General features: G+C 64.8%; 1 CRISPR repeat array.

The window, feature by feature from the left end:
* Positions 1-269: a CRISPR direct-repeat array (repeat unit 25 nt; unit sequence TGCTCCCCGCGTGAGCGGGGATGAG).
* The last annotated feature ends 1 nt before the right edge of the window (position 270 follow it).

Consider the following 270-nt stretch of genomic DNA (forward strand, 5'->3'; position numbering starts at 1 on the left):
TGCTCCCCGCGTGAGCGGGGATGAGCCGCGATTATCGAGCTGGTGAATCGGATTCGCAAGGTGCTCCCCGCGTGAGCGGGGATGAGCCGCCCAGTCTGAGGATGCCGCGCTGTCCACCAAGGTGCTCCCCGCGTGAGCGGGGATGAGCCGGAGCATGATGTCGCAACGCAGAAACATTGACTGTGCTCCCCGCGTGAGCGGGGATGAGCCGCGTTGTCGCGGAGCTAATCGCTATGTCAATCAGTGCTCCCCGCGTGAGCGGGGATGAGC

Origin of the sequence: Corynebacterium sp. HMSC055A01, assembly GCF_001809405.1 — a bacterium.
Lineage (GTDB): Bacteria > Actinomycetota > Actinomycetes > Mycobacteriales > Mycobacteriaceae > Corynebacterium > Corynebacterium hesseae.